Here is a 20,597-nt window from a genome sequence, read left to right as displayed (position 1 = left end):
GTACGGCATTGTTTGGATCGGCTCTCGGTGCCACTGCGTGTCCCGCAGGTGCTGAGCCTGGTCGAGCAACCGCTGCTGTGCCGCTGCCTGCTCGGCGGCTTGGTGGCGCTGGCCAGTCCCAGGCGGCGGAGGCGAGTCCGCCCGCCGAAGAAGCCACCGCATGATGTCGCGCAGCTCGGACCGGATCGCCACAGGTTCCGCCTCCCTCGTCGCGGGTTGGCGGGTGGCGACGGCAGCACGACTTTGTCAGGCGTCGCGCTCGGGTTGATGCCGCCACCCGACGGACACAGCCGGCGCAGCGGGGCCTTCCTGCCGTCGTGTCCTGATCGGAACGCTATGGACGGCACGGTGCGTGATGGCACACCTACGCACCACTACTGGCTGGTGACTCCCATGCGCTCGCAGAGGCCCCGCAGTTCGGTGGAGACAAGCCCTCGGCGCAGCAGTCCACGGGCGACTTCTCGCGCCGCCGTCGATGACCGCGTGTGCTGCGGGCCGACCCGCTCGGCCGCCAGCAGCATCCGCACCGCGTCCCGTTCCCGCTCAGCCGCCACCATCGCACGGGCCATGTCCAGCCAGTAGTACACCTGCCGCACCGCCGGCAACTCCCCGACCGCCACGCCGGCAGCCGCCAGTACCGCCTCTTGCGGACGTCCGGTGTCGAGCAGGTAGGCCATCCGCCACAACGCCACGTTGCTCGGACCCCACAACAGGTCCCAGCTCGTCGTCTCCCCGGTGTGCGCGGCGATCCGCGCCGCCTCGTCGAGGTGATCCTGGGCGGCGGCCTGATCCTTCATGCCGGCGAGGTGATGCGCGCGGGCCAGGTGCAGGAACCCGAGCACATCCAACGCGGTATCCGCGCTGCTGCCCGCCAGGTCCGCACCGGCCCGATCGCAGTACGCCCGGGCCGGGCCGTACGCGCCGGTGTATGCCGACACCCGCGCCCGATTCGCCGCCGCCACCCCCACCGCAACCGGATCATCAAGCAGGTGCGCAGCCTCGGCCGAACGCTCCGCCGCCAACCAGGCGTGGGCCGAGTAACCAACGTTCAGCAACGAACCCATCGCCACCCCGTACACCGGCACCATCAACCGGTACGCCGACCGCTGATCAGTCACGCCGTGCAGGGCCGGCACGAGATCCGCCAGCCGGCGCAGCGTCCCGGCGTAGTCGCACCGGCCGTACAGATCCCGCACCAGCGCGGACTCCCGAGCCACCTGCTCCACAGTGGCGACCCCAACGATCGGCGGACCATCGAACGGATGCGCCATCATCGCCCGCCACACCCGCTCGGCGTCGATACGCGCGCCATCAAGCTGCCGATCAGCAGGCGTGTACGGCTGCCCGGTGAGGTCGAAGACCGAACACTCCAGGGCTGCGGCCAGATCGACCACCATGTACCGGTCCGTGCGCTGCACACCGCGCTCGATCCGTGACCACGTCGTATGCGAGATACCCGCGCGACTCGCGGCGTACCGGATGCTCCAACCCCGCAACTCGCGCCGGGCCCGGATGCGCTCACCCACCGACGGATCAGCAGGTATGGCTCGGCGAGGCACAACGATCCTCTCGACCAACGATCAAATGCGGCAGGCAGCCAGCACGACAACCGGCAACCACGCCATCACCGACGGTACCCCTGAATGACAGCGGCTTACAGTCAGCCATGCTCAAGCCCCTGACCAGGAGTGATGGGCACCTGCGCATCCTCAGCGACACGTAGATGACGCAGGCAGCGTAATCGGCCCAGGTAACGCCTGCCGGGCCACGCATCAAGTAGCCGTTTGCTCGCGTACCGAGATCTCCGTAACTACCCCAGGCAGCTCAGCGAGCGGAGGTAGGTGTAACCAGGCACCCTGCTCGACCAGCGGCCAGCGAAGCGAAACGACGCCGCCCATGAACAACGCTTCGTCCAAAGTGACGTTGACTAAGCGCCCGAACCACGCTCCATCGAAAAATACGGCACCTCCTTCAAACTTGGTTTCGGTAAACAGAACAGAGCCATAGTCGAAGACGGCAGTATCAAAGAACACCCTGCCACTACTGACGACGGCCTCGTCGAAACCAACCGCACCAGAGAACTTCGCGTGAGAAAAGCTGACTTCACCACCCGCGAAGGCTGCGCCCCGGAAACTTGCCTCTCCGCCGAACTTTACATGTTCGAAGCTAACTTTCCCGCCGCTAAACTGAGCCCCAACAAACGAGACGTACCCGCCAAAGACGGAACCGGCAAAGGAGGTACTTCCTTCCAGGAACTTCGCGTTCCGAAACGAGAATTGTCCTCCAGATTGGAGTATTCCCGTGAAGTCAACCCCGTCAAAAACGGCCCCGTCGAAGTTAAAGTTGTACCCCTGCCATGATTGCCACCTCTCGGGCGTCCAGCGGGCTGCCAACTCGGACCCGCGGAGAGAAGCAGCGTCGATGTAAGGGTTGTCTGCGCCCCATGGCTCGAACTCCGAGGATGCTTGAGGACGGGCTAGGTGGTTCCTCACCAGTTCAATGACGGTCCGCCTCACCTCCCTCTCCTCAAGAGCATCGCGCACTTCCTGCCTTCCCGATCGGCGCTTATTGCCTCGACCGACATCTTTCTTGCTGTCAGACGGAGGCGGCACATAAGGCATGCGAAGGTAGGCGCAAAGAACATCGATGCACGTTTGCCTTCCTTCTTCCCAATCGTCTGCAAGACCAGCCATGGCGTATACACCCGCCAGACGGACAGCTGCTTTATCCGAACCTATTTGTTCGGACGCTTTAGCGAAACGCTCATTGAAAAGCCGAACGCCATTTCGTTCGGCCTCTACCTTCGCCCTCTCATCGGCTGCTTCAGCGAGGGCCTTAGCTACTTCAGCACGCAAGTCAGCCGCATACGCCAATTGATGGGCAAATTCAGCAAGACGGTTCGTATGTTCGGCCACGCGCTGGCGACGGTAAGCAACCACCAGGGCGGCAACACCGCCGATACCCGCTACAACGGCGAAAACAAGCTTGAGTAGATCGAACAGCGTTGATGGCGGAACATGCGCGTCCACCTTGACGCTGGGCCAGCCGGCGGCCCAGAGCGCGCCGGCAACCACGACACCAACCGCCAGGAGAGCGGCGACAACAACTAAGACGATCGAGCGACGGATACTCCACAACCGGAGCACTGGCACTGTGCTGTCAACAGCGGGGGCGGGACCGACCTTGATACTCAGATCGGGACGGGTGGACGGTTGAGCGGCAGGCAGCTCCACTCCCAACCTTCTACCGCATCCCGTCCAACTCAACATCCAGCAGGGCAGACGCAAGAACATCCATGCTGGTAATCACCAACGCCAGCTCCAGCCGCCCGGAACGCCTCTACCTTCGGCGGGCGGCTCACGTACCCGATCACCGCGCGGTCCCGGCGGCCCGCGCCGCCTCGATGTCCGTAAGGGAGTCGCCGTCTAACACGCACCGAGCCGGGCGATTCGCCGAGGGCGCGCACGGCTTGCAGGGTCGGCTTCATACGGTCCGGCTCTGCATAGGCCCGACCGAGATCGAACGGCAAGCTGTTCGTCACCCGGCGCGGCCTCGGCGGGCGGTACGTGCCAACCGCCGGCCAACCGATCTCGAACAACACCTATGGGAAGGTTTGGCGAAAAGCGCGGGCAAGGGTGCTCACGCCGGCCCAGCAACGCTCACCGCTGGCCCGGTGACGTACGACCTGCGGCACGCCGCCGTGTCGCTCTGGCTCAATGCTGGGGTACCCGCTACCCAGGTCGCCCAATGGGCCGGGCACAGCGTCCACGTCCTCATGCGGGTTAACGCCAAGTGCGTCTACGGCCAAGAGACGGCCGCGCGAAGAAGGATTGAGGCCGCCTTGGCGCAGGCGAGTGACGGGTTTCCGACACCAGCCGCCGCCCTCCTCAATCTAGAAGATCCACCCCGGGCGCAAATCGGTGTTAAGTGATGCCAGGCGGAGGTAGGACCAAGGTTGGCCTGTGGTTCCTACCTTCGCCCGGTAGCCGACTCGACTGAAAGTGGCAATGAAGCGAGCTAGAGGGGTAGCTACGAGACGACGTGCGGACCCACCGCAGCAACCTGAAGTCACCTCAATCCACCAAACCACTCATTCCGCCACGATCACGTACCGTGGTACCACCTGTTCATGGAGTCAGAAGCCACGCCCGCCGCTGCCCCTCCCAAGCTCCGCTTCAACTGCTACCTGTTACGTGAGGGTCTGCCCACGATCGAGGCCGCCCTACGCGCTCCATACCGCAAAGGTGGCAAGACACCGATGTTGCCCATGCAGCCAATTGGTGGAGCACCACGGGGAACAGTTGGCTATTTCAGCACTCCAAAACAAAAGGTTCCCCCGTGGGCGAAAGCCCTCTTACCCATCTTCCCCGCACTCTCCCAGGCGCAGAATCTGTCGAATCGATTCGTCATCTTTCTTCCGGTTCAGAACCGATGGTTCGCCGTGTGCTTTGGTTATGGAAGCTCAGCCTTGGAGTGGAGCGCAATCGAGGCGAATTTCGGCCTCCGGTTCGCAGCTCGACGCATGAGCCCTAAGTCGCTCCGCGAATTCCGCAGCAGAAGAGTAGGCGCGTCGAATCGTGCACAAGCTGTGCAACTACCCCTCGGAGGCGACCTGAAGGATCTTGATGTCGGAGCACTGGAAGGCGAATTTGTTCGACGATTAGCGGGAACACTAGACGAGAGCAACGGGGCTGAGTTCGCCGACGTCGATGCGGTAGCCGCAACCGATGCCATATCCTTTCGTGCACGCACCGACCTTGTAAAGATACAAGGAACACTTAGCCGGATGCTCGACGAAATTGAGGCCGGCACAGCCACCGAGGGACTGAAATTCGTTGACTCCCTAGAGCCACTCCGAGTCAAGAGCGAGCAGACGGCCCAGCTTGATCGTCATCTAGTACGGCAGCCGCCGTTTGAGATGTCGCTGGTGGGGCCGGGTAGACGAGGTGCGGCCACCGCGTGATCGTCTGTCTGCTGTGGACATAACTTCAGATCTGGCGGTGGCCGCGTGCCACAGCGTAAACCCTGCCCGGTGGCGGCGGGTTCTGGCCGGGGTGTGTGATGCGTTCGCGGGTCGGTTCGGGCGGGTCGAGCCGCGGCGGGCTGCGGCGGCGTTCGTGACCGGGCTGCTGGCGGATATCGAGGTCAAGACGTGCTGGCAGTTGGCGGAGCAGGCCGGGCATGCCCGGCCGGACGCGATGCAGAGGTTGTTGTATCGGGCGGTGTGGGATGCCGACGCCGTCCGCGACGATCTGCGTGACGTGGTCGTGGCCCGGTTCGGTGACTCGGACGCGGTGCTGGTCGTTGACGAGACCGGGGATCTGAAGAAGGGCACGCATACGGTTGGGGTGCAACGCCAGTACACCGGCACCGCCGGCCGGATCGAGAACGCGCAGGTAGGGGTGTTCTGTGGCTACGCCAGCCGGCATGGGCACACACTGATCGACCGCCGGGTCTACCTGCCGGTGTCGTGGACCGATGACCGGGACAGATGCCAGGCCGCCGGAGTTCCCGACGAGGTCGTCTTCGCCACGAAGTCCGAGCTGGCCGCCGACATGATCACCGCTGCCCTCGACGCCGGCGTCCCCGCTGGGTGGGCGGCTGCGGACGAGGCCTACGGCAACAGCAGTGTCTTCCGTGCTCGCCTGCGTGAACACCACCTGGGCTACGTCCTGGCCGTGTCCCGCAGCCACCTGGTCCCTCTCGACGGCGGGAAGACTCGGGTGCGGGCTGACCGGGTCGCCGCCGGCCTGCCGGCCTCGGCGTGGCAGCGCCGCAGCGCTGGCGCCGGATCCAAGGGCCCGCGTTTCTACGACTGGGCCTGGCTCGACGACGTCTGCACCGACGCCGACCCCGACGACGGCGGCCACCACAGCCTCCTGATCCGCCGCAACACCACCACCGGTGAACTGGCCTTCTACCGCTGCTGGACACCCAGACCGGCCACCCTCGCCCAGCTCGTGAGGGTCGCCGGCATCCGCTGGACGGTCGAGGAAAGCTTCCAAGCCGCCAAGGGCCAGGTCGGCCTCGACCAACACCAAGTCCGCCGCTGGGACTCCTGGCACCGCTTCACCACCCTCGCCCTGGCCGCCCTCGCCGTCTTGGCGATCTGCGCCGCCGAAGCCGACGATGATTCCACCGACACCGGTCTGATCAAGCTGACCGTCAACGAGACCCGCCGGCTGATCAACACCCTCGTACTCCGCCCGATCCGCGACCTCGCCCACCGTCTGCGCTGGTCAGACTGGCGCCGCCGCCATCAAGCCCGAGCCCGCCAAGCCCACTACACCCGACGCCTCAACCTCGAACTCCAGCCATGATCCCGAACGGCGGCTGCCGTACTAGCACAAGCACTTTTCGGAGGCGTCCATGGATTTGCTGAGTTTGACGACGAGTTGAGCAACTTGCAGGACCATCTACTGGAGTTCTCTTTCCCCGACACTCTGACCACAGACGAGATAGACGAGATCCGCCTCTACAGAGGAGAACGAACAACGCTACTGGTGGAGCCTTCTATCGCAGGTGTACGAGCTGCACTCAACGAGCTTAGGGGGCGACTCACGGCACGATCCCTCGACAACATCAAGCTGATGGCGTTCGACAACGAAGGCGAGGCCAAGAGTCCATTCATGCCGCTACGCCACTGGCTAATATTCGAGTCGGGCAACGAAGATCGGCGCTTCATTCTCACACTCGGCCGATGGTTTGCTTTAAATGAGGCATACACACGCAAGCTCGATGAAGACCTGAGTAAAGTCGACGACCTAACAGATGCCCTCAAACCGCCTCCATGGAAGAGCGGGAAAGCAGAGGGTGCATACAATGACGACTTCCAGGATGCCCACTCGGATACGACCATCATCCTCGATAAGGTCAAGATTCGGTCGGAAGATGGCGATGAAATCGAAGCATGCGATCTGCTTCATTGCGACGGCTTTTTGATCCACGTGAAGAATTACAAGAAAAGCCAGACACTGAGTCACCTTTTTTCACAGGGTCTTGTGTCCGCGCTTAGCCTGCGAGGAGACTCCGTGTACCGCGACAACTTCCTTCGAGCCGTGCAGGGCATTGACCCAGCCTTCGTGCAAGTAGCCGAGAAAGCTCCCGAAGTGGTGGTTTACGCAATCGGCGTTCAGAGAGACCGGCCAGTACCGCTAGGGCTGCCGAGCTTCAGCAAGGTAAACCTACGCGACTTCGTGAAGCGGGTTCGCGGCACCGGAGCGCGTCCCGCGATCTGCCGGATCCAGATCACCGACGCTGCCGGAAGCCCGGAGCTCTCTGACGTCGTTCAGGGGATGCCGGTGGAGGAGGCCGAGGTTTCACCGTCTCGACCGCCCGCGCCAAGGAAGCCCGAAGCCGGCACAAAGCCCAGCCAGACCTAAAGACGAGTAAGTCCTAACCGTTGGGGGGTCAGGGGACCCGACGGGACCAACAAGAACGGCCCCGGACCGGCTTTCCTGCTGGTCAGGGGCCGCTCGTGCACCTGGTGACGAATAGAGGATTCGAACCTCTATAGCTTTCGCGATGGATTTACGGTCCGGCACCAGATGACAGGTCGCGCTCCGTCTTGGGCTGCCGTCGCTGCTGGTTGTCTTCGCCCTTTGCGGCCGCGGGCGTGGCGCTTTGGCTAGGCGTGCTACTTCCCTATTCTGTCGTCTCCGTTCGCTTCGAGGCGACACCTATCCGCAGGGCCACTGACTACGGCCGGCGCTTGTACTGGTTGCCGTGCCGGACGGTGAGGTGGTTGGGCCCTAAATTCAGCCGGGCCACCCGTCGAGGTACTCGGCGAAGGGAACGTCGCCCCGCTCATCGCCGCCGATTTCCCGGAACTGGTCTAGGTCGTCGTAGCCCGGTGTGTCCGGCAGCAGCACCCGAAGGGGGTGCGTGGCGTGGTCGGCCAGGAACTTCCACAACGCCCGGGTCAGCTCCGGCTGGTCGGAGTTGGCGGTGTAACCGTCCTGGAAATAGCCGATCCGCTGGTCCCCGAGCCGGTACGCGGTGCCCAGCGCCATACACGTGGCGCACTGCGGACAGGCCAACCAGCCGGTGAGCGACACCCGAGAGCCTCTCAATCACATCGTCATGCCACGCAGGACCAGGATGGCTGTGCCGGCGCGATCAGGTGGCGGCCCCGCGTTCGGCAGCGTCGATGTTGGCGTCGGTGACCACGAACATGCCGAGCAGCAGGGTAAGTGTCAGCACTCCCATGATGGCGAAGACCGCGCGGAGGCCGAACGCCTCGGCGAGCAGACCGCCGACCAGCGCGCCGGCCGGCATGCTTCCCCAGGCCAGCATCCGGTAGCCGCTGTTGACTCGGCCGAGCAGCCGGTCCGGGGTGATGCGTTGGCGTAGCGAGATGGTGATGACGTTCCAGGTGGCGAGCAGGACGCCGCCGACGAAGAAGACCAAACCGATCACGTACGGGTTGGTGCTCAGCGCCGGTACGCCGACGACGGCGGCCATCGCCAGCACGGAGAGCGCGAGGGTGCGGGACCGCCCGAGCCGTTGTTCGATCCGTGCGGTGGCCACCGAGCCGAGCACGATGCCGGCGGCGATGGTGGTGAGCAGGAGGCCGTACCCGGGTTCGGTGAGGCCGATAGGCGAGTCCGGGCCGACCGCGTAGAGCACCAGCACGGCGAAGATGCCGCTGGTGATGAAGTTGCTGGTCCCGACCATCGTGGCCAGGGTGCGCAGCAGCCGGTGCCGCCAGAGGAAGCGCAGCCCTTCGGCGATGTCGGCCCGCATCGTGGTCGGGGTGTCGCGTTCGATCCGGAACCGGCCGGCGACCAGGAGCAGCGCGGCGACGGCCAGCGCCCACAGCACCGCCGGCCCGGCGAGCGCCAGGGCCACCCCGGCGGCGACCAGGAAGCCGGCGAGTGGCGGGCCGACGAACTGGTTGGCGGCCAGTTCCACGGCGGCCAGTCGGCCGTTGGCCCGGGGTAGCTGGTCGCGGGTGACCACCTGCGGCAGGATCGACTGGGCGGAGGTGTCGTAGAGGGTCTCGGCGGTGCCGAGGCCGAGCGCCACCAGGTAGAGCAGCCAGATCGACCCGGCGTCGAAGGCCACCGCCAGCGCCAGCCCGCCGACGACAACCGCGCGCAGGGCGTTGGCGGCGAGCATCACCCGCCGCCGGTCGAGCCGGTCGGCGAGGGCGCCGGCCGGCAGCGCGAACAGCAGCCAGGGCAGGCTGTACGCGGTGGCGACCCCGGCCACCAGCAGCGGTGAGCGGGTGTAGCCGACGGCAACCAACGGCAGTGCGATCTTGACGATCCCGTCGGCCAGGTTGGACACCGCCGACGCCGACCACAGCCGCCAGAACCGGCCTCCCAGCCCGCCCTCGTCCGGGCGGGGTGATGCATCCGTACGCACTGGTTCCTCGACCCCCGTCACGCCGCCGATCATCGCAGCGTCGCGGCGACCGGCGAAAGGCCGCGCGGCCTTTCACTGAGTGAAATAGACGCTGCCGATCAGCGGTCGGATCACGGGATCATCCGACCGCACCCCGCTCCCGTCCCGAGAGAGGTTGGGTCACCATGGCGTTCGCCCGCAACCAGTGGTACGTGACGGCCTACAGCAACGAGGTCGGACGGGATCTGCTCGCCCGCACCGTGCTGGGTGAGCCGCTGGTCCTCTACCGCACCGAGTCCGGGGAGGCCGTCGCACTCGCCGACCGGTGCGTGCACCGCCGCTACCCGCTGTCGGAGAGCCGGCTCGACGGCGACACCATCGTCTGCGGCTACCACGGCTTCACCTACGACCAGACCGGGACCTGCGTCTTCGTCCCCGGTCAGCAACGCATCCCGCGTACCGCGCGGGTCGCCGCGTACCCGTTGGTGGAGCAGGATTCGCTGATCTGGGTGTGGATCGGCGACCGGGACCGGGCGGACCCGGCCACGATTCCCCGCGCGCCCTGGCTGGACGACCCCCGGTACGCGGTCGTCCGCGGGATGGAGCCGCTGAACGCGCGGTACAGCCTGCTGGTGGACAACCTGATGGACCTGTCCCACGAGACCTACCTGCACGGCGGCTACATCGGCACGCCGGAGGTGGCGAACACGCCGATCACCACCGAGGTCGACGAGGAGCGGGGCATCGTCTACGTCAGCCGGCACATGGACGACGCCGAGTGCCCGCCGTTCTACGCCAAGTCGACAGGGATCCAGGGCCGGATCACCCGCTGGCAGGACATCGAGTTCCACCCGCCGTGCCTGTACCTGCTGCACAGCCGGATCGCGCCGCAGGGCCTCTACCCGCCGGCCGAGGGCGAGGACAGCGACGCCTTCCACGCCGAGATCGTGTACGCCATCACGCCGTCGACGGAGCACACCACCTACGACTTCTGGGCGGTGGCCCGGGACTTCGCCATCGACGACGAGTCGGTGAGCGAGTACCTGCACCAGAGCAACCGCACGGTGGTCATGCAGGACGTGACGGCGCTGAACATCCTGGAGCAGGTGATCGCCTCCGAGCCGGACAAGTACCAGGAACTCAGCATCAACATCGACACCGGCGGGCTCGCCGCCCGACGGCTGATAGCGCGGATGGTCGAGGCGGGGACGGTGGGGGCGCCCCGATGACCGAGCCGGCCAGCATGCTCACCGGCGACCGGATCTACCGGATCCACTGGATGCCGGGCACCGACACGCTGCGTGGGATCTGCCACTGCGGTGCCGAGCGCGTCGCCGAGGAACCGGTCGAGCTGTGGGAGTGGCTGCTCGCCCACCCGTACGGCCATCAACCGAAGATGGTCGTGCCGGCACCACCCACCCCATCACGGGCGGCGGTGCCGGCATGACCGCCGCCGAGCTGGACGGCGTGGAGCTGGTGGTGGCCGAGCGGGACCGGGCGGCGGTGGGTGTCGACGTGCTGGGCCTGTGTCGCCCCGACGGCGGTGACCTGCCCGCCTGGTCGCCGGGTGCCCACCTCGACCTGGAACTCGGGCCCGGGCTGGTCCGCCAGTACTCGCTCTGCGGCGACCCGGCGGACCGGGCCACCCTGCGGGTCGCGGTCCAGTTGGAGCCGGCGGGGCGCGGGGGCTCACGGCACGTGCACGAGCGGCTCACCCCGGGCGCGACCGTCCGGGTGCGCGGGCCGCGGAACAACTTCCCGCTGGTGGCGGCGTCGCGCTACCTGTTCGTCGCCGGTGGCATCGGCATCACCCCGATCAGGCCGATGGTCGCCGCCGCCGACGCCGCCGGAGCCGACTGGCGACTGGTGTACGGCGGGCGCAGCCGCGCCACGATGGCCTTCGCCGACGCCCTGCGGGAGAAGTACGGCGACCGGGTGAGCCTGTATCCGCAGGACGAGACCGGCCTGCTCGACCTGGACGAGCTGCTGGGACGCCCGGCCGACGGGCTCGTCTACTGCTGTGGGCCGGAGGCGTTGATCGCGGCGGTGGAGCAACGCTGCCGGACCTGGCCTCCCGGGGCCCTGCACGTCGAGCGCTTCACCCCGCTGGCCCCCACCGAGGCCGTGGACGCCGCCGTCGAGGTGGAACTCGCCCTCAGCGGCCGGACGCTCACCGTGCCGCCGGGCACGTCGATCCTCGAAGCGGTGGAGGCGGCCGGTGTGCAGGTGCTCTCCTCGTGCCGGGAAGGTACCTGCGGCACCTGCGAGACCCCGGTGTTGGACGGTGTGCCGGAGCACCGGGACAGCCTGCTCACCGAGGCCGAGCGGGCCGTCGGCGACACCATGATGATCTGTGTGTCCCGGTCCGTCACGCCCCGGCTGACGCTGGAGCTGTGACCGGCGGGCCGGGGTCGGCATGATGGCGGGGTGGACGCGCAGCCCGGACGGTCGGTCACCAGCAAGGTGCTGGCCCTGCTCGACGCGTTCACCCCGGCCAGCCCGGCGCTGACCCTCAGCGAGCTGGCCCGGCGGGCCGAGCTGCCGTTGCCCACCGCGTCCCGCCGGGTCGCCGAGTTGGTCGCCTGGGGTGCGCTGGAGCGGGGTGACGACGGGCGGTACCGGATCGGGTTGCGGCTGTGGGAGGTCGGTTCGCTCGCTCCCCGGGGGCTCGGGCTGCGCGAGCTGGCGCTGCCGACCATGGAGGACCTGTACGAGGTCACCCACGAGAACGTCCAGCTCGCCGTCCGGCAGGACGTGGAACTGGTCTTCATCGAACGGATCGCCGGTCGACACGCGGTGCCGGTGCTCACCCGGGTCGGTGGCCGCTTCGCGTTGCACGCCACCGGCGTCGGGCTGGTGCTGCTCGCGTACGCGCCGGCCGAGGTGCAGGAACAGGTGCTGGCCGCGCCGTTGGAGCGGTACACCCCGCTGACCATCACCGATCCCGGACGGCTGCGGCGCGGGCTGGCCGAGGTGCGCCGCACCGGGTACGCGGTCAGCGACCGTCAGGTGACCATGGACGCCCTCTCGGTGGCCGCCCCGATCTGCGGACCGGAGGGCGCGGTGGTCGCCGCGATCTCACTCGTGGTCGCGCAGCACCGGGCGGACCCGGTGGCGCTGGCGCCGCTGGTCCAGGCGGCCGGCCGGACCATCTCCCGATCGCTCGGCACCCCGTACGGGTCACGGCGGTCGGCCGGGTGAGGCCGGTTTCGCCCCGTGGGGACGCTCGGCGTCAGCGCAGGCCGCGCATGAGGTTGTCCACAAGTGTCCGGGCGAACTCCTCGGTGAGCGGTTGGTCCGGGATGAGCAGGCGGTGATAGCAGGCGCCCCAGAGCTGATCGATGACGGACTCCGGATCGATGTCGGCCCGCAACTGTCCCCGTGACACCGCCCGGTTGAGGGTCTCCACCCCCAGCGCCCGACGAGGCCCGGAGTAGCGCTGACGGTAGGCGGCGGCCAGGTCGGAGTCGGTCTGCGACTGGGCGATGAGCTGACTGATCACCCGCCCGGCGGTGGTGTCGTTCATCAGGTGGACGAAGGCGACGAGCTGGCTGGTCAGGTCGGCGACGATGTCCCCGGTGTCGGGAAAAGCCAGCGTGGGCGCGACCACGGCGAAGTAGCCGTCCAGGGCGAGGGCACCCTTGGACGGCCACCACTTGTAGATCGTCATTCGGCTGGCACCGGCGCGCGCGGCAACCTTCTCGATGGTGAATCCGGCCATGCCCTCCTCTAGTAGGAGATTTCCGGCCGCCGCGAGTATCTCCTGACGTACCTGGTCTGCCGGGCGGCGACCGCGACCGCGCTGGCGCGGCTCGCCGGCTTCCGACGTGGGCTGGCTCACTGCCCCCTCCACTTATATGGACACAGTGTCTCCGAGAGAGTTATATGGACGTAGTGTATACAGCAGCGATCGGCTGCCGGTAAGGAACCACCTGTGGAGGACGGACCAGATGACGACCATTGAGCGACGCACGCTCGGCACGACCGGCCCGACGGTCTCCGCCCTCGGCCTCGGCGCGATGGGCATGTCGGACCTGTACGGCCCCGCCGACGAGGCCGAGAGCCTCGCGACGCTGCACGCCGCGCTGGACGCCGGGATCAACCTGATCGACACCGGGGACTTCTACGGCTCAGGGCACAACGAGATGCTGATCGGGCGGGTCCTCAAGGAACGTTCTCGGGAAGACGTGGTGCTCAGCGTCAAGTTCGGCTCCCGCCGCGCCCCCGACGGCGCCTTCCAGCCCGTGCCGTACGACGTATCAGGTCCAGCCGTGAAGGACCGGTTGGCATACTCGCTGCGCCGGCTGGGAACCGACTACATCGACATCTACCGCCCGTCACGGCTCAACCCGCAGATTTCGGTGGAAGAGACCGTCGGCGCCCTGCGGGAGATGCAGGAGGCCGGCTGGATCCGGCACATCGGGCTCTCCGAGGTGGGCTCGGAGACCATCCGCCGGGCTGCGGCGGTGGCACCGATCAGCGACCTGCAGATCGAGTATTCGCTGCTGTCCCGGGGCCCCGAGACGTCCATCCTTCCGACGCTGCGCGAGCTGGGCATCGGTCTGACCGCGTACGGTGTGCTCTCCCGGGGCCTGCTGAGCGGGCACTGGCAGCCCGACCGTCAGCTCACCGGCACCGACTTCCGGGCCGGCAGCCCCCGGTTCCAGGGTGAGAATCTGCAGGCCAACCTGCGCTTGGTCGACGCGCTGGGCCGGGTCGCCAAGCGGTTGGACGCGACCACCAGCCAGGTGGCGATCGCCTGGGTCGCCGCACAGGGCACGGACGTGGTGCCGCTGGTCGGCGCACGTCGCCGTACCCGCCTGGCCGAGTCCCTGGCCGCCGCCGAGCTGACCCTCGACCGGGAGATGCTCGACGAGATCGAACAGGCGGTGCCGCGTGGTTCCGCCGCCGGGGAGCGGTACGCCGCGCCGATGATGGCGCTGCTCGACAGCGAGAAGTGACGGACGGCGCCCGGCCCGCCGGCGAGGGCTGGTGGACCGGCCGGTCGGGTGAGGCGGTACCTCCCGGTCACCTGGCGCAGTAACGTGACCGGGTGTTGATGCGCTCTGGTCAGCCCCACACCGACCGAAACGCCACCGGTGCGTCGTCGTGGTGAGCGACGCGCTGGGCGAGTTGGCACCGCCGGGTTCGTCGTCGGAGCGGACGGCGGTCGGGCGGGCCCGCGCCCAGCGTCTGCTGGTGACCCTGCTCGGCGACCACTGGCACGCCGGTCGTGCGCCGCTGCCGTCCGGGGGGCTGGTGGCGGTCCTCGCGGAGTTCGGCATCGCGCCCGCCAACGCCCGCGCCACGCTCGCCCGGCTGACCCAGCGGGGCATGCTGCACCGGACCAAGGAGGGCCGGCGGACCAGCTACCGGTTGACCGAGCCGGCGTGGCACCTCCTTCAGCAGGGTGCCCGGCGCATCTTCGCCAGCACCGACGAGAGCACCTGGGACGGCAGTTGGACGCTCATCGCGTTCACCGTGCCGCTGGAGGACGCGAACCAGCGGCGGCTGATCCGGGCCCGGTTGCGCTGGTTGACGTTCTGGCCGCTGTACGACGCCACCTGGGTCACCCCGCACGACCGGCTCCACGAGGCACGCGAGCAACTCAGCGAACTCGGCGTCACCGACGCGGTGCTACTGCGCTCCACGGACCTGGAGCTGCTGCCGGACGGTAGGGCGCGGCTGGAGGCCGCCTGGCGGATCGACGAGGTGGCCGCCGGGTACCGGGGCTTCCTGCACCGCTACCGCGCCCTGGCCGGTCGGGCCGGGGCCGGCGGGGTGCCGGCGGCGGAGGCGCTCGTCGCGCGTACCGAGTTGGTGAGCGACTGGCGGGCGCTGGTGGGTGCCGACCCTGACCTGCCGGTCGACTTCCTGCCCCCGTCGTTCCCGCGCGCCGAGGCGCGGGCGATGTTCCTGGGCATCTCCGAGGCGTTGGCTCCGCTGGCCCAGAAACGTTTCGAGGACCTCGTCCAGCGGCTCGAACCGGTCTGACCGCACCGTACATCCGTGCCGAGCCCGGCCCAGGGCCACCTCACGACATCGATGCATTGCACTTCCATTGACTGCCGGTCAGTTTTCGCATTACGTTTCCTCCGTGCCTTCGGCCCCGGAGGCCCAGCCGTCCGTCCCCGGCTGAGAGGGGTCCCGCCATGCCCACCCACCGAACGAGGCGGAACGTCCGGCACCTACGGGCGGCACTCACCGCGTTTGTCGCCGCCGCGCTGGTCGGCGGCTCCGCACCAGCCGCCGCGGCGACCGTCAAGGGCATCGACCGCGGCTTCGACGTGTCGGTCGTGTCCGGTCGCGCGGACATGGTCAGCGGCGGCGACGCCCTGGTGCGCGTGACCGTGCCGCGCACCGTCGCACCGCACCGGGTGACCATTCGCCTCGACGGTCGTGACGTGACCAGCCGCTTCCGCTCGGTCGGCGACAGGTGGACCCTGCTCGGCCTGGTGGACCGGCTGAGGCTGGGCCGCAACCGGATCGAGGTCCGCGCCAACCGGTGGGGCTGGCAACGGCCCGGCGCCACGCTGACGGTGGTCAACCATCCGGCCGCCGGCCCGGTCTTCTCCGGGCCACACATCCCGCTGTTCTGCACCGCCTCGGGCAGCCCCTGGAACCTGGGCCCGGTCGACGAAAACTGCCACGTGGCCGAGGCCCAGGTCAGCTACCGGTACCGCAGCACCGCCGGCAGCTTCGTCGACCTGCCCGACGGTCCCCTGCCGGCCGACGTGGCCAGCACCACCACCACGGCCGGCCGGACCGTCCCGTACGTGGTGCGGATCGAACGCGGCACCATCAACCGGGCGGTCTACGAGATCGCCATGCTGCACCAGCCGGGCACCCCGGCCCCGAGCCCGTGGGCGACCACGCGCGGCTGGAACGACCGGCTGGTCTACACCTTCGGCGGCGCCTGCGGCATCGGCCACACCCAGGCCACCAGCACCGGCGGCGTACTCGACCACACGCTGCTGAGCCGCGGCTACGCGGTCGCCAGCGCGACCTTCAACGTGTACGCGCACAACTGCAACGACGTCACGTCCGCCGAGACAGCCATGATGGTCAAGGAACACTTCGTCGAGACGCTCGGCGTACCGGCCTTCACCATGGGGTGGGGTGGATCGGCCGGCACCATGCAGCAGTTGCTGATCTCGAACGCCTACCCCGGCATCCTGGACGGCGTCATCGGCAGCATCGGCTACCCGGACGAGCGCTCCACGACCATCTCCGGCCACGAGTGCCGGTTCATCTCCCAGGCGGCCACCGCCGCCGGGCTGTCGGCGGCCCAGCAGCACGCCGTCAGTGGCTTCGGCAGCCCGAACACCTGCTTCGGCTACCAGTTCTTCGACAGCGTGGACTGGCCGACCGCCTGCCCCGCCCACATCCCCGCCGACCGGCGCTACCACCCGGACACCAACCCGGAGGGCATCCGCTGCGCCATGGCGGACTTCGTCTCGAACGTCTACGGCGTCGACCCCGACACCGGTGCCGGCCGGCCGATCATCCCGGACACTGTCGGCGTGCAGTACGGCCTGGCGACGCTCCGGGCGGGCGTCATCAGCCCGGAGCAGTTCGTCCGGCTCAACGAGGGCATCGGCGGGCTGGACGTGGCGGGCAACCGCACGCCGCAACGCACCTCGGCGAACGTCGCGGCGATCAGCAGGGCGTACGCGACCGGCCGGGTCAACCAGTTCGACGGCGGGCTGCGCTGGACCCCGGTCATCGAGACCCGTGGCTACACCGACCCCACCGGAGACTTCCACGACCGGTTCCGCTCCTGGACCATGCGGGAACGCCTGGTGCGGGCCAACGGCAACGCCGACAACCACGTCAGCGTGACCGGCCCGGCAGGAGCGGCCGGCGCGGAACTCCAGGAGCGGGCGCTGGCCGACATGGACGCCTGGCTGACGGCCCGGACCCGGCTCGCGGCGACCCGGCCGCACCTGCACGCCGAAGCGCTCACCCGGCTGTCGCGACCGCGCGGCGTGGCCGACGGCTGCGTCACGCCCGAGGGGGAACGGATCGTGGAGCGGCTGACGCTCGACCCGGACGCCCGGTGCAACCAGCTCTACCGGTACCACCGCAATCCCCGGGTGGTGGCGGGTGGGCCGACCACCTCGGCGGTGCTCAAGTGCCAGCTCCAGCCGCTGCGCAAGTCCGGGTACGGGGTGCGCTTCACCGCCGACCAGTGGGACCGGCTGCGTGCCGTCTTCCCCGACGGAGTCTGTGACTGGTCGAAACCCGGCGTCGGGCAGCGCCCGCTCGCCGGCACCTGGATCCGCTTCTGACGCGCAGCGTGGTCGGGGAGGCTCGCTCGTCGCGAGCAGCCTCCCGCCCGCGCTCAGTCGGGAAAGGCGAGCAGGCGCAGCAGGCCGGCCAGCCGCTCGTGCTCCTCGGGGGTGACCGTGGCCAGCAGTCCCAACTCGACAGCACGGGCGGCCTGCTGGGCGCGGGCGAAGAGGTCCCGACCGGCGTCGGTCGCGACGAGGACATTGGCCCGCCGGTCGGCCGGGTCGGTGCGGCGCTGCACCAACTGACGTCGTTCCAGCCCGTCGACCAGGGCGACGACCTGGCTCGGGTCGAGGCGGAGGAACTCGGCCAGTTCCCGCTGAGTGGGTCGGACCCCGTCGGCGGCCAGCGCGAGCACGGAGTAGGACCGGGCCTTGAGCCCGTGCTCGGCGAGGGCGGCGTTGGCCGCCGCGAGCGTGAGGGCGTTGGCGCGGGCCAGCAGGAAGACCAGGTCACCGCCGAGCACGCTGTCCCGCAGGGCGTCCCGCCCCGGCAGCCGGGTCTTCCCGCTAGCGGACATGGCGACGATGGTAGCGCGTTTTACCAATGATTGACATTTTCAACGGTCCGTGTTCAGATCGGGTGAACACGAAGGAGTTCTCCATGTCCCTGGACGGCAAGGTCGCCATCGTCACCGGATCCGGACGCGGTCTCGGCCTCGCGTACGCGCAGGAACTCGCCCGGCAGGGCGCCGCCGTGGTGGTCAACGACGTCGACGCGCAGACCACCGCCGACGCCGTCGCCTCGATCGAGGCGCTCGGCGGGCGGGCCGCCGCGGTGGTCGCTCCGGTTGGCCCGACCGAGACCGCCGAGCGGCTGGTCACCACCGCCGTCGAGACCTTCGGGCGACTCGACATCCTGGTCACCAACGCCGGCGTGCTGCGCGACACCGTGCTGTGGAAGATGACCGACGAGGACTTCGACACCGTCGTCAACGTGCACCTGCGCGGCACCTTCACCACCGTGCGCGCGGCGGTGCAGCACATGCGGGCGGCGGGCGAGGGTGGCCGCATCATCTGCATCGGCTCCCCCACCGGCCAGCGCGGCAACTTCGGCCAGACCAACTACGCCGCCGCCAAGGCCGGCATCGTCGGCATGACGCGCACCTGGGCGCTGGAGCTCAAGCGCGCCGGCATCACCGCCAACACCGTGGTTCCGGTGGCCGCGACCGCCATGACCGCCACGGTTCCCTACTTCGCCGCCGCCGTGCGGGCGGCCGAGCAGGGCGAGCCGATGCCGGCGTTCTTCCGGCACGATCTCGGCTTCGGCACGGCCGACGACGTGGCCGGCCTCATCGCGTTCCTCGGCTCCGACGCGGCCGGCGGCGTCACCGGGCAGGTGATCGGGGTGGGCGGCGACCGGCTCCAGATCTGGACCCACCCGGAGGCGGCGCTGACCGCCCACCGCGAGGGCGGCTGGACGTACGATGCCCTGCTCGAAGCCTGGCCGGCGACGTTCGACGGGGCGCTGCAGAGCGTCGGCGAGCGGTTCCCCGACCTCCCCGAGGAGTTCAAGACCGCAGGCTCCTGACCCGCCGGAGGAAAGTCCCCATCATGTACCAGCCCGCCATCGACCTCGACACCGTCACCGCGATCGACGTGCACGTGCACATCGAGGTCGACGAGCACGGCCACAACTCGCTGCCCGACGACCTGGTGGCGGCGGTGTCGAAGTACTTCAAGGCCGACGGGCCGCGCCCGGCGATCGAGGCGGTGGCGCAGTACTACCGGGAACGCCAGATGGCCGCCGTCGTGTTCACCGTGGACGCCCGCACCCAGTTGGCGCACCAGCCGCTGTCGAGCGTGGAGATCGCCCGCGCCGCGACTGAGCACGCCGACGTGCTGATCCCCTTCGGATCGGTCGACCCACGCACCGGGGCGGCGGCGCTCGACCTCGCCGGTCGGCTGATCGAGGACGAGGGCGTACGCGGCTTCAAGTTCCATCCCACCGTGCAGGGCTTCGATCCGAGCGACGAGCGGTACGCCCCGCTGTGGGGTCTGCTGGAAAAGGCCGGCGTGCCGGCGTTGTTCCACACCGGACAGACCGGCATCGGTGCCGGCATGCCGGGCGGCTACGGCTTCCGGCTCGGCCTGTCGAACCCGATGCTGCTCGACCCGGTCGCGGCCGAGTTCCCCGACCTCCAGATCATCATGGCCCACCCGTCGGTGCCCTGGCAGGACGAGGCGCTGTCGGTGGCCACGCACAAGCCGAACACCTGGATCGACCTGTCCGGTTGGAGCCCGAAGTACTTCCCGGCCGAGCTGGTACGGTACGCCAACTCACTGCTCAAGCGCCGGGTGCTGTTCGGCACCGACTACCCGCTGCTCACCCCCGACCGCTGGCTGCGGGACGTACGCGCCACCGACCTCAAGCCCGAGGTGCTCCCCGGCATTCTGAAGGACAACGCCGTCCGGCTGTTGGGCCTGTCCAGCTGACGACGAGAGGACGCTCATGACGACGACGATCACCTACGAACAGCTCGCCGACCTGGCCGGCACCGACCTCGGTTACACCGACTACCGGACGGTCACCCAGGACCAGGTGAACCTCTTCGCCGATGCCACCGACGACCACCAGTGGATCCACGTCGACCCCGAGCGGGCGAGACACGGGCCGTTCGGCGCGCCGATCGCGCACGGCTTCCTCACGCTCTCGCTGGCGGTGCCCTTCTGGACCGAGCTGCTCGACGTGAAGGGGGTCACCACGAAGGTCAACTACGGCCTCGACAAGGTGCGCTTCCCGGCCCCGGTCAAGGTCGGCTCGCGGGTCCGGATGACCGCGACGGTCGCCGAGGTCGTCGAGGTGACCGGTGGCTACCAGATCGCCGTCGACCAGACGATCGAGATCGACGGCGGCACCAAGCCCGCCGTGGTGGCGCGCGGCCTGTACCGCTTCTACGCCTGACGGCTCACCGGCCCGGCCGGCCACGCATCGACGCACCATCCTCCACCACCGGG

The 20,597-nt window shown here is 68.5% G+C and carries 18 protein-coding genes and 3 pseudogenes; 14 read left to right on the top strand and 7 right to left on the bottom strand.

The annotated features are described in order from the left end of the window. Positions 1–374 precede the first annotated feature (374 nt). The 3 genes and pseudogenes from O7605_RS24695 to O7605_RS32230 all read right to left on the bottom strand — a co-directional run. Entirely contained in the window at positions 375–1,526 is a 1,152-nt protein-coding gene (locus tag O7605_RS24695; protein WP_269741365.1) for a helix-turn-helix domain-containing protein, read from the bottom strand. A gap of 246 nt (positions 1,527–1,772) precedes the next feature. After that, complete coding sequence (locus O7605_RS24690) at positions 1,773–3,233, bottom strand: pentapeptide repeat-containing protein (RefSeq protein ID WP_269741364.1); 1,461 nt, start codon at positions 3,231–3,233, stop codon at positions 1,773–1,775. 10 nt (positions 3,234–3,243) lie between these two features. Then, a pseudogene (locus O7605_RS32230) lies at positions 3,244–3,517 on the bottom strand (HAD family hydrolase); the annotation flags it as partial. Between O7605_RS32230 and O7605_RS24685 the strand changes: the two are divergent. The 4 genes and pseudogenes from O7605_RS24685 to O7605_RS24670 form a co-directional block, all read left to right on the top strand. Continuing rightward, positions 3,513–3,931: pseudogene (locus O7605_RS24685) on the top strand (hypothetical protein); the annotation flags it as partial. The pseudogenes O7605_RS32230 and O7605_RS24685 overlap by 5 nt on opposite strands. 198 nt (positions 3,932–4,129) lie before the next feature. Beyond that, complete coding sequence (locus tag O7605_RS24680) at positions 4,130–4,963, top strand: DUF6119 family protein (RefSeq protein WP_269741363.1); 834 nt, start codon at positions 4,130–4,132, stop codon at positions 4,961–4,963. A gap of 37 nt (positions 4,964–5,000) precedes the next feature. Continuing rightward, positions 5,001–6,320, top strand: coding sequence for an IS701 family transposase (locus tag O7605_RS24675; RefSeq protein WP_443083905.1), 1,320 nt, complete (start codon positions 5,001–5,003; stop codon positions 6,318–6,320). Positions 6,321–6,392: 72 nt separating this feature from the next. Continuing rightward, a pseudogene (locus O7605_RS24670) lies at positions 6,393–7,382 on the top strand (DUF6119 family protein); the annotation flags it as partial. A 375-nt stretch (positions 7,383–7,757) separates the two neighbouring features. Here the strand turns inward: O7605_RS24670 and O7605_RS24665 are convergent. Continuing rightward, complete coding sequence (locus O7605_RS24665) at positions 7,758–8,057, bottom strand: hypothetical protein (RefSeq protein WP_269741362.1); 300 nt, start codon at positions 8,055–8,057, stop codon at positions 7,758–7,760. 61 nt (positions 8,058–8,118) lie between these two features. Next, positions 8,119–9,390, bottom strand: a complete 1,272-nt coding sequence (locus tag O7605_RS24660; protein ID WP_269741361.1) for an MFS transporter — start codon at positions 9,388–9,390, stop codon at positions 8,119–8,121. Between the two features lie 143 nt (positions 9,391–9,533). Between O7605_RS24660 and O7605_RS24655 the strand changes: the two genes are divergently transcribed. Genes O7605_RS24655 through O7605_RS24640 form a run of 4 tightly spaced genes read left to right on the top strand, consistent with a single transcriptional unit; the run spans position 9,534 to position 12,549 of the window. Then, positions 9,534–10,577, top strand: a complete 1,044-nt coding sequence (locus tag O7605_RS24655) for an aromatic ring-hydroxylating dioxygenase subunit alpha (protein WP_269741360.1) — start codon at positions 9,534–9,536, stop codon at positions 10,575–10,577. Then, positions 10,574–10,795: a hypothetical protein gene (locus tag O7605_RS24650; protein ID WP_269741359.1), complete on the top strand. Its 222-nt coding sequence runs from the start codon at positions 10,574–10,576 to the stop codon at positions 10,793–10,795. The genes O7605_RS24655 and O7605_RS24650 overlap by 4 nt, the downstream gene beginning before the upstream one ends. Next, on the top strand, positions 10,792–11,745 hold the full coding sequence (locus O7605_RS24645) for a PDR/VanB family oxidoreductase (protein WP_269741358.1): 954 nt from the start codon (positions 10,792–10,794) through the stop codon (positions 11,743–11,745). Before O7605_RS24650 ends, O7605_RS24645 begins: the two co-directional genes overlap by 4 nt. 30 nt (positions 11,746–11,775) lie before the next feature. Next, complete coding sequence (locus O7605_RS24640; RefSeq protein WP_269741357.1) at positions 11,776–12,549, top strand: IclR family transcriptional regulator; 774 nt, start codon at positions 11,776–11,778, stop codon at positions 12,547–12,549. 31 nt (positions 12,550–12,580) lie between these two features. Here O7605_RS24640 and O7605_RS24635 read toward each other — a convergent pair whose 3' ends face one another. After that, complete coding sequence (locus O7605_RS24635) at positions 12,581–13,189, bottom strand: TetR/AcrR family transcriptional regulator (RefSeq protein ID WP_269741356.1); 609 nt, start codon at positions 13,187–13,189, stop codon at positions 12,581–12,583. A gap of 109 nt (positions 13,190–13,298) precedes the next feature. Between O7605_RS24635 and O7605_RS24630 the strand changes: the two genes are divergently transcribed. From O7605_RS24630 to O7605_RS24620, 3 genes are all read left to right on the top strand, one after another. Next, the gene (locus O7605_RS24630) at positions 13,299–14,309 is read left to right on the top strand and encodes an aldo/keto reductase (protein WP_269741355.1); all 1,011 of its coding nucleotides are present in this window, start codon (positions 13,299–13,301) and stop codon (positions 14,307–14,309) included. 151 nt (positions 14,310–14,460) lie between these two features. Further along, positions 14,461–15,342, top strand: coding sequence for a PaaX family transcriptional regulator (locus O7605_RS24625; protein ID WP_269741354.1), 882 nt, complete (start codon positions 14,461–14,463; stop codon positions 15,340–15,342). 158 nt (positions 15,343–15,500) lie between these two features. Next, the gene (locus O7605_RS24620; RefSeq protein WP_269741353.1) at positions 15,501–17,639 is read left to right on the top strand and encodes a DUF6351 family protein; all 2,139 of its coding nucleotides are present in this window, start codon (positions 15,501–15,503) and stop codon (positions 17,637–17,639) included. Positions 17,640–17,692: 53 nt separating this feature from the next. Here the strand turns inward: O7605_RS24620 and O7605_RS24615 are convergent, their stop codons facing one another. After that, positions 17,693–18,160: a MarR family winged helix-turn-helix transcriptional regulator gene (locus O7605_RS24615; RefSeq protein ID WP_269741352.1), complete on the bottom strand. Its 468-nt coding sequence runs from the start codon at positions 18,158–18,160 to the stop codon at positions 17,693–17,695. Positions 18,161–18,243: 83 nt separating this feature from the next. On the opposite strand from O7605_RS24615, the gene O7605_RS24610 reads away from it, so the two are divergent. The 3 genes from O7605_RS24610 to O7605_RS24600 are packed head-to-tail and all read left to right on the top strand — an operon-like array spanning position 18,244 to position 20,544. Beyond that, a complete protein-coding gene (locus O7605_RS24610) occupies positions 18,244–19,170 on the top strand; it encodes an SDR family oxidoreductase (protein WP_269741351.1) in 927 nt (308 codons plus the stop codon). 23 nt (positions 19,171–19,193) lie between these two features. Further along, positions 19,194–20,075: an amidohydrolase family protein gene (locus O7605_RS24605; RefSeq protein WP_269741350.1), complete on the top strand. Its 882-nt coding sequence runs from the start codon at positions 19,194–19,196 to the stop codon at positions 20,073–20,075. Positions 20,076–20,091: 16 nt separating this feature from the next. Further along, entirely contained in the window at positions 20,092–20,544 is a 453-nt protein-coding gene (locus tag O7605_RS24600; protein WP_269741349.1) for a MaoC family dehydratase, read from the top strand. Positions 20,545–20,597 lie beyond the last annotated feature (53 nt).

The sequence above is a fragment of the Verrucosispora sp. WMMA2121 genome (assembly GCF_027460185.1).
GTDB classification, from domain to species: Bacteria; Actinomycetota; Actinomycetes; order Mycobacteriales; family Micromonosporaceae; genus Micromonospora; species Micromonospora palythoicola.
This window is presented reverse-complemented; position numbering and strand designations above follow the sequence as displayed.

What these genes read in the sequence shown, in the direction of transcription:
- O7605_RS24680 (WP_269741363.1), top strand. Translation starts at nt 4,130, where the DNA reads ATGGAGTCAGAAGCCACGCCCGCCGCTGCCCCTCCCAAGCTCCGCTTC.
- O7605_RS24655 (WP_269741360.1), top strand. Translation starts at nt 9,534, where the DNA reads ATGGCGTTCGCCCGCAACCAGTGGTACGTGACGGCCTACAGCAACGAG.
- O7605_RS24650 (WP_269741359.1), top strand. Translation starts at nt 10,574, where the DNA reads ATGACCGAGCCGGCCAGCATGCTCACCGGCGACCGGATCTACCGGATC.
- O7605_RS24645 (WP_269741358.1), top strand. Translation starts at nt 10,792, where the DNA reads ATGACCGCCGCCGAGCTGGACGGCGTGGAGCTGGTGGTGGCCGAGCGG.
- O7605_RS24630 (WP_269741355.1), top strand. Translation starts at nt 13,299, where the DNA reads ATGACGACCATTGAGCGACGCACGCTCGGCACGACCGGCCCGACGGTC.
- O7605_RS24620 (WP_269741353.1), top strand. Translation starts at nt 15,501, where the DNA reads ATGCCCACCCACCGAACGAGGCGGAACGTCCGGCACCTACGGGCGGCA.
- O7605_RS24615 (WP_269741352.1), bottom strand. Translation starts at nt 18,160, where the DNA reads ATGTCCGCTAGCGGGAAGACCCGGCTGCCGGGGCGGGACGCCCTGCGG.
- O7605_RS24610 (WP_269741351.1), top strand. Translation starts at nt 18,244, where the DNA reads ATGTCCCTGGACGGCAAGGTCGCCATCGTCACCGGATCCGGACGCGGT.
- O7605_RS24605 (WP_269741350.1), top strand. Translation starts at nt 19,194, where the DNA reads ATGTACCAGCCCGCCATCGACCTCGACACCGTCACCGCGATCGACGTG.
- O7605_RS24600 (WP_269741349.1), top strand. Translation starts at nt 20,092, where the DNA reads ATGACGACGACGATCACCTACGAACAGCTCGCCGACCTGGCCGGCACC.